This is a genomic window from Lysinibacillus sp. EB271-A1-10B, assembly GCF_058791335.1.
The window spans coordinates 1-8,879 of the sequence record NZ_JBYTDL010000047.1 but is presented as its reverse complement, the minus strand read 5'-3'; the positions used below and the strand labels follow the sequence as shown (position 1 = coordinate 8,879).

The following is an 8,879-nucleotide window of genomic DNA, read 5'->3' as shown; positions in this document are numbered from 1 at the left end:
ACTTTCGAGCAAAAATCTTATTAAATTTAAAGTATAAAGAAATTGGAGTTCATCTGGGTTAAGGTGCTGAAAGAGTATAGCACCCCAACGTTTGACTTAGAACCCAATTACTAACTTATTTATGTATTCGTTTGTTTATAAATTTGAGAATGACTGTTGGATGACACCAAGTATAGCGCCTATTGTTTTTCCTTTGAAGGCATCTGGAACAGCCTCACCTGTTGGATTTAAGAAATAGTAACTATCGATTTCTTCTTCGAAGTGATACCCTATACTCGTTAGTGCATGTTGTAAATCAGAAGGTAATGCTACTAACCCAGTTTGTTCAGTGAAATAATTTGTAGGAAAGACCTTTACGTCAACATCACTTGCTCCAGTATATACTACAAATAAGTCTTTTTCATGTTGAACAATCCACTGACCTTTTGAATATAAAGAAATTCTTGCTCCTTCTAATGAAGATATCGCTTCTAAATTAACACCAAAAATTTCATTTATTATTTTGCGAATTTCTGCCCCTGTTATGTTGCTGTCATATTGATTTAGATAGGAATCTATTACCGCTCTCCCTGTTGATGAAGAAATTCCATCTATCTCTTCCTTCTCTTTTGATAAAATAGGTGTCTCATCTAAATTAATCTTGAAAACTAAATCTACAACATGACAAATCTCAGAACTACTAATTCCTTTTCCATAAGAGTCCAAATACTTGTCCATCATTTCTGCTTTTTTCATTGTTAACCCTCCGATAAAAACCACACTTACTTATAATACGTTTTTGTAAATTGTCTAAGCGCGGTTCATTTAAACAATATTTTTTCAACCTTATAAATTTTTTTGCTTCCGCTCACCATTAATTAACCGAGATGTTGTACCATCCAAAAGATATACACCAGATAAGAAACCAAGAACAATGCGAATTATATAAATTACTGCTAGATCAACAAACATCCAGAGTTTTACCATGCGTATTTATCCTTAATTTCCTTTTTCTAGCTTATCATAAATTTAATTTAGAGTTAATAAAACCACCTAAAACATTGCATTATCAATGTTTTGGGTGGTCTTTTTAATAATCTTACTTATGATACAGTTCACCGTATCATAGTAGGTGCTTCGTCTACTTTCCTAAAGTAATCAACCTTCACGCCTTTTTAAAAACTAAACTTCCCCCACATGTTGTATGACACAAGTTAATCCAGAATATAATAAAAGCGTTAACGATATTTAAACCTTTTTAAATTTTAAAAGCTCTATCAGCCCAAATTGAATAAATCATGCTTTCTTGAAATTTAAAAAGCTCCTGACATATTTTCAAATTGAAATAAATCAACTACAATGGTATGTAAATGGTGAAAATTCTAAATTCTACCCATTTATCTTTATTTATACAAATATACTTTAGAGGAGCACGAAGATGAAAAAGAAGGTTTTATCCTTACTTATGACCATAATAATGGTCCTATCAGTTAGCGTATCGGTGTATGCCGATGAAAAGTCGCCATCAGCGACAAGAGGAGAGATTGTAAAAACTTTGTTGATGGCAGCAGACGCTTATCAACAAGGAATTAATAAAGAAGCCATTATGCAAGGCTCTAAAAATGGAGATTTAAGAGAGAATGAGCCAGCTAAGAAGGTTGAAGCTTTAGTCATGTTGAGCAGAGCATTTGGAAAATTGCCAAAGCCTGTTGGAAATGATTTGCGCAGTGGAACATTCGGCGTCGAGTTCTCCGATGTACCCGCTTGGGCTAAAAAAGATATCGATAAACTGGCAAAAGCAGGCGTACTGACGGGCAATCCTGACGGCACATTAGGCGCAAATGACACTATTACGATCGCTGAGTTTCAAAATATAATTTCTAGAATTTGGTCGCTTAAAGGCTCCCATTTAAATGACGATTTTTATGAAGCAATCAATAAGGACTGGTTAAATAAATCGACAATTCCGGCTGGGGAAATCATGGGCGGCGTGTTTTCTGAGCTGCACAAGCAAAATAACGATAAAATAGAAAAAATAATAAATGAACTCGCTGGCAAACAGTTCGCAGAAGGAACAAAAGAACAAAAAATTGCCGACTTCTATTCGACAGCGTTGGATTCAAAAAGTAGAAATAAACAAGGGATGGAGCCTATCCAGAAATATGTAAAGGCAATTGACGAGGCAAAAACACTTGATGAACTCGTTCAAGCCGATCTTATCCTGGAGAAAGAATTGGGTCTAACCTCATTATTTAGCTTTTCAATCATGAACGATGCAAAGAACAGCAGTGAAAATGCTTTGTATTACTCTGGATTAACTTCTGTTCTGGATAAGAACAGCTTTGTAACAGAAGACGCGAAAGCGAAAAAAGCCTATATTCAATATATGACCAAACTTCTTGTGGCATCGGGCGAGGAAAAGTCTGCTGCGAATGCATTTGCCGAAAAAATATATGATATGGAGAAAGGCTTAGCTTCCGTATCACTTGAACCTCATGAACAAGGTGACGTCAATAAATACTATAATCCGTATACAATCGAACAATTCGATGACATGTTCAAAACAGTAGATATGAAACAAGTCTTGAAATCGATGAAAGTCGACAGTGCTGATAAAGTGATCGTAACCGATGTGAAGCTGGCGCAAAAAGGCGCAGATCTCTTGACTGAGGCTAATCTTAACGTACTTAAGGCTTACGCCAAAGTGCAATTGATTATGGCAACAAGCGGTTCGTTGTCAGATGAATTCAAAGATGCTGCTATTGAGTTTGACGCAACGTTATACGGCGTTACAGGTGAAAAAACAGCTCAAGAGATCGCTGTAGCCAAGACAACTAGCTCAATGGGCGGATATTTGGAGCAAATGTTTGCCGAGAAACATTTTTCACCAGAAGCTAAAAAAGATGTTGAGCAAATGGTAGAGAAATTAATTGCTACGTATGAGGAAAGAATCAAATCTCTTGACTGGATGTCAGAGACAACAAAAGCTAAAGCAATTAAAAAGCTGGATACGATGATTGTTAAGATCGGTTACCCAGATAAATGGGATACGACATTAGATAAAGTAGCTATCAAGACATATGACGAAGGCGGTTCACTGCTCTCTAATACCGTCACAGTAAACAAAGCATACATTGATGACATGAAAGCCAAGCTTGGAAAACCAGTGGACAGAACGAAATGGGCAACGAGTGTATATACCGTAAATGCCTTCTACAATCCTTTTAATAACGAAATTACGTTCCCTGCCGGTATTCTCCAAGCGCCTTTCTATGATATTAACGCTAAACCTGAAGCAAACTATGGTGCCATTGGCATGGTCATCGGCCATGAAATCAGCCATGCATTTGATAACAACGGATCTGCATACGACGAAAATGGAAATGCAAATAACTGGTGGACAGAAGAAGACTTTAAGAAATTCAAAGAGAAAAACCAGAAACTGATTGAGTTCTATAATGGAATTGAGATTATTCCCGGTGTTTTGAGTGACGGTCAGCTTACACTAAGCGAGAATGTCGCTGATTTAGGTGGAATGGCAGCTTCATTGCAAGTTGTATCCCAAATGAGTAATCCGGATTATAAAGCATATTTCGAAAGCAGTGCAGAAGTATGGAAATCCACAACTACAAAAGAATTTGCAGCGATGTTGAGCAAAAATGATGTACATTCAGCCAATAAAGTTCGGGTAAACCGCACGATTGTGAACTTCCAACAATTCTATGATACGTATGGAATTAAGCCTGGAGATGGCATGTATGTAGCCCCGGAAGATCGGGTTTCCATCTGGTAAAAATCAGAACAGATAGAGCTAATTCCGATAGCTCTTACATCAGTGTATAAAGGCAAAGAGGCTGTCTAAGACGTCCCTTTTAGAGTAAATAAATACACATCGAAATAAAAACCCCAAGAATGTCGATTTCACAGCATTCTTGGGGTTTATTTTTTTAAAGAACACACTCAATTATTTAGAGAATTTTTTATGTAGATATCTTGTGTAATAGATTTTAAAACTCTCTTTTTCACTTGTTTATTTCATATAATTTTTTACTAGCTCATAACATCTTTCTTTCGTATATTGAGCTTCAATTTTATACTTTGTAATTTCTTTCATTTCATCTTCAGCATACTTTGAAGCCGCATTTTTGGCAGAACTCTCTTTGTCTTTAATCCACTCTATTTGTACTTCTTTTAAACTCTGCATATCACCACTAGAAAGTTGCTGTTTTAACAAAGCATAAATTTCGTTTAAGATATTATCCCATCTAGTATATGTTTCTTTTTCTGCTTTTAAAATTTCTGTATTATCTTTATTAGTATACAAATGCTCCAAATCTGCTAAGCCAGCATCAATCGAATCTAGCTTCTGTATGTACTCATCTTTTTGACTTCCATTTGTAACTTTTTCTTGTTCTTCTTCAATAGTAGGTTGATTTGTATCTTCTGGAAATTCAAAGTAAGCATATCGGGCATCTGAAGTAATGATATTTGATTGAACCTCTTGACCTTTTGAGTTTTTGGCAACAGCATAAATCTTTATAATATCGTCAGCTGGAAGAGGGTACATTTCCCCTATTTCTGAAACAGTCATTTTAGTGGATTTCCCATTTACATAAACGATTGCATCTTCTATGTCAGAATCTAATTCTAAAGATGTCATATCCCAATCAATATCAATTTTCAGCTTATTTGATCCATTCCCTCGGATTGCCAGTTCACCGCTATTCTTCAAGTTAGCCCACTGGCCATCATACGTATAACTCCAGGCATAAACACCAGGCAAATACTGGCCCAATAATTGTGTGCCTTCGTTATCCGTTTTAACTTTATGATTATTAATCATAATTTCTATATCCTTTAATGGCGCTTCAGTGTAGACTTCTATTGGTACCAATTTGAATTCTACCTTTTTAAAGAGCCCAAACAAGACTTCCTTTTGTAAAATCGTTATCAAATCTGTACCATGACTATCACTAATGGGATCCGCGAATTCACCATTTTCTAAAGAATTTACTTCCTCTATTAAATTATCACGAATTGCGCTCCACCCATTTTCCTTTACATACAAAGAAAAACTTTCAGCATCATAAATCGATTTTTCAGGAATTTGGAATTCTTCTAAAAACGCTTGATAATCTTCTTGTTTCAATGCAGAATCCATCGCTTCAATCTGCTTCATCGGATCTAACATTTTTGTAATAGCAATATTTGCGATCACAACTAACCCGATCATTACTGCAATACCTATGATTGTAAACTTACTCTTCTTCGACATTTTTCCATTTTGTTTAGAATACTGTGGTCCTACAGAATCATTCGATTCAGATTTTGTTTCCCTTACCGAATTAATAGGTTTACCACAGTTCTCACAGAAATTAGTTTCTTCTGCATTTTGATGACCACAGTGAACACAAAAATCCATTTTTATTCCTCCTTACATATACATCAGCACATTATACATTTTTTTGAAAAATGGTACTAGTCTTACTGAAAAAACAGTAACTACCACCCAAATCAAAAGAACAAATACGCAAAAAGGGAGGCCAACACACAGCGTTACTCTATGTTAGCCCCCCTTACATTTCAAAAATAAAATGTTTAACTCTCAAACTGAAACTAAGGTAACTGAAATAACCTTCACTTACTTGTGATACGGTTCTCCGTAACTGTTCTAAGTACGTTTTTTTATTCTTGATTTGAGTCACCAATCAGTTCAAAAACTGAATCCGAAATTTTTGGACCGATTGGTGGAACGAATCCAAAGCTACATCATCCCCTCATTGAAGAACTCTCTGTCATCTTATGTATTAGCAAATGATGAAACATTTACCAAAATCTATATATACATAGCACAGGAAAATAAAAACAGCCCAACTAATCTCTTAGCTAGGCTGCCATCTCACAGCTATATCAACTTTATTAACAATTACTCGTCAGTAAAGTAGAAAACCTCACTTACTTATTATACGGTTCACCGTAACTAATGTAAGTGCGGTTTTAACCAGTAACCTACTTTACACGGAAACGGTCAACACTCTGTTTCATTTCATCCGCCAGCCCATAAAGCATAGCTGCAAAACTGGCTACCTCTTGCATGGCTGCAAGTTGTTCTTCTGATGAGGCGGCGACGTGAGCAGAGTCGGCTGAAGATGAATCTACGATACCCTCCAGCACTGTTAGTGAAGCCGCAACTAACTCACTTCCTGATGACAGTTGTTCCGAAGCAGCAGATACTTCATCAATCTGATTGGACACTTTCTGAATCGACTCCACGATCGAACTAAATGTTTGCCCTGCCTTATTCGCAATGTGTGTACCTGTCTGGGCTTCTGTCATTGATTTATCCAAAGAAACCACTGTTTTACTCGTGTGATCGCTGATGCCTTGGAGTATGTCAGTTATTTTCTCCGAAGAGATTTTGGACCGTTCAGCGAGTATACGAATTTCTTGAGCCACAACGGCAAAACCTTTACCATGCTCACCTGCTCGCGATGCCTCAATCGATGCGTTAAGTGCAAGCAAATTGGTCTGATTAGCAATGCTACCTATTAATGTAACCATCTCACTAACTTGATCGCTTAATTTCTTCAGTCCATGGATTGCTTCGACCGATGTTTTCAAGTTTTGTTCAATTGTGCTCATTTGAGCAACTGTTGTTTCTATATCCTTCATTCCTGCATTTGCGCTATCTACTGTAACCGAAGCCAATTCTGAGACGATGGATGATGCATCTACGATTCTATGAATACCCATTCCCATTTCCTTCATTGATTGTTGACACTCATTAGTATGACGAAGTTGTTCATCGAGCCCAACAGCAATGTTTTGAATGGCACCTGTGATTTCTTGTGTAGCTGCTTCGGTCTGCGTAGCGCTTTCTTGTAATTGAGAAGAAGATACTGCAACTTCATTCGAAGAATTTTGTATGTTATGGGTCAATATCCGAAGTCCGCTAATCATCTGATTAAATGAACTTGCAGCCTTACCAATCTCATTATGGCTCAGTACAGGAATTTCAACGGTTAAATCGCCTTTCGAAGCATGTTCAGACACTTCAGCTAAACGTGCAAGCGGGCGCAACATTTTACGAAGAATGAATACAACCAACCCGATTAACATAAGTACAAAAAAAATACCAACCGTGATATTCGTCCATAGAATCCGTTGAAGTTCCTTTTTAACAATCCCGTAATCGAAATCGACACCGAACAAGGCAACTGGCTTCCCGCTTCCGTCATTAATCGGCGCTAAATACGAGATGAAAGTTCCACCTTCATCAGTGTAAACATCAGTTAAGGTGCTACCATTTCTCATTGCATCTTCGTAATTTTTAAGAAAATCCGAATCTAATTCATATAACGTACCTAACTCTTCAGCATATTCAACCGGATCCCGACCATATTCTGAGTTATATAAGTATTCTTTGCCATCCTTCTTGATAATGTCCGGTGTTAATAAATAGACATCCACTACCATATAATTGGAGTTCATAGAATTAAAAATATTGGGGAGTTCTTCGAATGGTTTTCCCTCCAATGGTTGATGCTCAAGAATTGTCTTCGTTGCTTCAGCAACAAGAGGTTCATTTTGTTGAGTTATGGATTTGAATACTTTTCCATACTCATCAAATTGGCGAAAGTACGCCCCACGTTGATCGCGGATGGACAGGGAAATCATTAATCCGATAACGATAATTATGAGAGCGGAGAGAAATAACGAGCTCGTAAATACTAAACTTCTAGACTTCGCTTTTTTAGAGCGCTTAGTTGTCCTTCTGGTATTTAATAATTTTTTTCTTCCAATCAAGGGAAAACCCATTTTCATTACACCTTCTATTTTAGCTTTTATCTATAATAATACACATAGTTGCGATTAGATCCCCGCTTCACGCAAATATTGTAATCCTTTTTATTGTGGTGGAGGGCTTAATATTCATAGTTACACTGTTTCAACTCAACCAGTTATACATAAGTTATACATTTATAAAATATTTGGAGCAAAGCTTATTTTAGTTCTCCCTTTATCCCTCGTTAATGATTTTAATACTTCTTCATCAAAATTCCAATCTCTGTTTCTACAACATAAACTTTTAAAAGCGTATCTCTTAATTGGCCATCATCTTTAAAAAGCGATTTTATTAATTTTTCAACAAGACTAGTGAACTCATAAAAGTCCTCAGAATTTATTTTTTGAAGATCATCTTTCGCAAAGCGATTTGAATAATGTTTCAAGTTAAAATCGTGAAATTTAATTATTATATTTGCAGCTTCTTCAATAAAATTGTAATTATCAGCCATTTTAAAGTCTTTTATACTTAAGCTAAAAAGGTTAAGCCTTGAATCTATCTTCGATTGAAAAGTAGAACTTTGATTATTAATTACTTCTTTTGAACCTAAATTATGATATTTCCTTACAATGTCCGCAATATCTAACTTATCGTCTCAAAAATTAATAGTCACTTTTTAAATTATTTGTATACTACTCCTTCAGTTTGGTCACAAGTAAAAGCGAGGGCTGTTGGTATAACCCGCATAGCTGCTGTATATCCTAGAGATTTATCATCAATTAAATTATATTTACCTAATTTACAAGAGCAAGTAAAATCAGTTCGTTTTTCTTTATATGTATGGTGATTCTGGAGCAAGACATGATCGTGTAAGTATAAAAGATTCTACCTTCCTTGAAACGCCTATACTAGTCCCTTCAATCTTGAGCAAAATATAATTGCTAACTTTATAACTACCCTTCAAAATAAGATTGATTTTGAAGAAAAAAATTAGAAGGCTTATTAAACCAAAAACAAGCCTTCATGCAACAAATGTTTGTCTAAACACAACTTAGTCGTAATGTAAATTCACTGCAAACGCAGATTCTTACGCAAGACAAAATTATAAAAATAC

Annotated in this window: 6 protein-coding genes; 1 reads left to right on the top strand and 5 read right to left on the bottom strand. The window is 35.9% G+C overall.

The features are described from left to right. Positions 1 to 135 precede the first annotated feature (135 nt). Positions 136 to 735, bottom strand: coding sequence for a hypothetical protein (locus AC3WSK_RS26225; RefSeq protein ID WP_079563388.1), 600 nt, complete (start codon positions 733 to 735; stop codon positions 136 to 138). A gap of 90 nt (positions 736 to 825) precedes the next feature. Continuing rightward, positions 826 to 966 carry a hypothetical protein gene (locus tag AC3WSK_RS26220; protein WP_170939051.1) on the bottom strand — a complete coding sequence of 47 codons (141 nt, stop codon included), beginning with the start codon at positions 964 to 966 and terminating at the stop codon, positions 826 to 828. A 451-nt stretch (positions 967 to 1,417) separates the two neighbouring features. On the opposite strand from AC3WSK_RS26220, the gene AC3WSK_RS26215 reads away from it, so the two are divergent. After that, a complete protein-coding gene (locus AC3WSK_RS26215) occupies positions 1,418 to 3,772 on the top strand; it encodes a M13-type metalloendopeptidase (RefSeq protein ID WP_079563387.1) in 2,355 nt (784 codons plus the stop codon). A 237-nt stretch (positions 3,773 to 4,009) separates the two neighbouring features. Here the strand turns inward: AC3WSK_RS26215 and AC3WSK_RS26210 are convergent, their stop codons facing one another. From AC3WSK_RS26210 to AC3WSK_RS26200, 3 genes are all read right to left on the bottom strand, one after another. Further along, positions 4,010 to 5,401 carry a TcaA 3rd/4th domain-containing protein gene (locus AC3WSK_RS26210; protein WP_492414924.1) on the bottom strand — a complete coding sequence of 464 codons (1,392 nt, stop codon included), beginning with the start codon at positions 5,399 to 5,401 and terminating at the stop codon, positions 4,010 to 4,012. 587 nt (positions 5,402 to 5,988) lie between these two features. Beyond that, on the bottom strand, positions 5,989 to 7,803 hold the full coding sequence (locus tag AC3WSK_RS26205; RefSeq protein WP_492414925.1) for a methyl-accepting chemotaxis protein: 1,815 nt from the start codon (positions 7,801 to 7,803) through the stop codon (positions 5,989 to 5,991). A 215-nt stretch (positions 7,804 to 8,018) separates the two neighbouring features. Next, complete coding sequence (locus AC3WSK_RS26200; RefSeq protein WP_492414926.1) at positions 8,019 to 8,276, bottom strand: hypothetical protein; 258 nt, start codon at positions 8,274 to 8,276, stop codon at positions 8,019 to 8,021. Positions 8,277 to 8,879: the final 603 nt, after the last annotated feature.

Bases quoted from the DNA above. Each gene is read 5' to 3' on its own strand.
- AC3WSK_RS26205 (WP_492414925.1), bottom strand. From the start codon at position 7,803: ATGAAAATGGGTTTTCCCTTGATTGGAAGAAAAAAATTATTAAATACC.
- AC3WSK_RS26220 (WP_170939051.1), bottom strand. From the start codon at position 966: ATGGTAAAACTCTGGATGTTTGTTGATCTAGCAGTAATTTATATAATT.
- AC3WSK_RS26225 (WP_079563388.1), bottom strand. From the start codon at position 735: ATGAAAAAAGCAGAAATGATGGACAAGTATTTGGACTCTTATGGAAAA.
- AC3WSK_RS26210 (WP_492414924.1), bottom strand. From the start codon at position 5,401: ATGGATTTTTGTGTTCACTGTGGTCATCAAAATGCAGAAGAAACTAAT.
- AC3WSK_RS26200 (WP_492414926.1), bottom strand. From the start codon at position 8,276: ATGGCTGATAATTACAATTTTATTGAAGAAGCTGCAAATATAATAATT.
- AC3WSK_RS26215 (WP_079563387.1), top strand. From the start codon at position 1,418: ATGAAAAAGAAGGTTTTATCCTTACTTATGACCATAATAATGGTCCTA.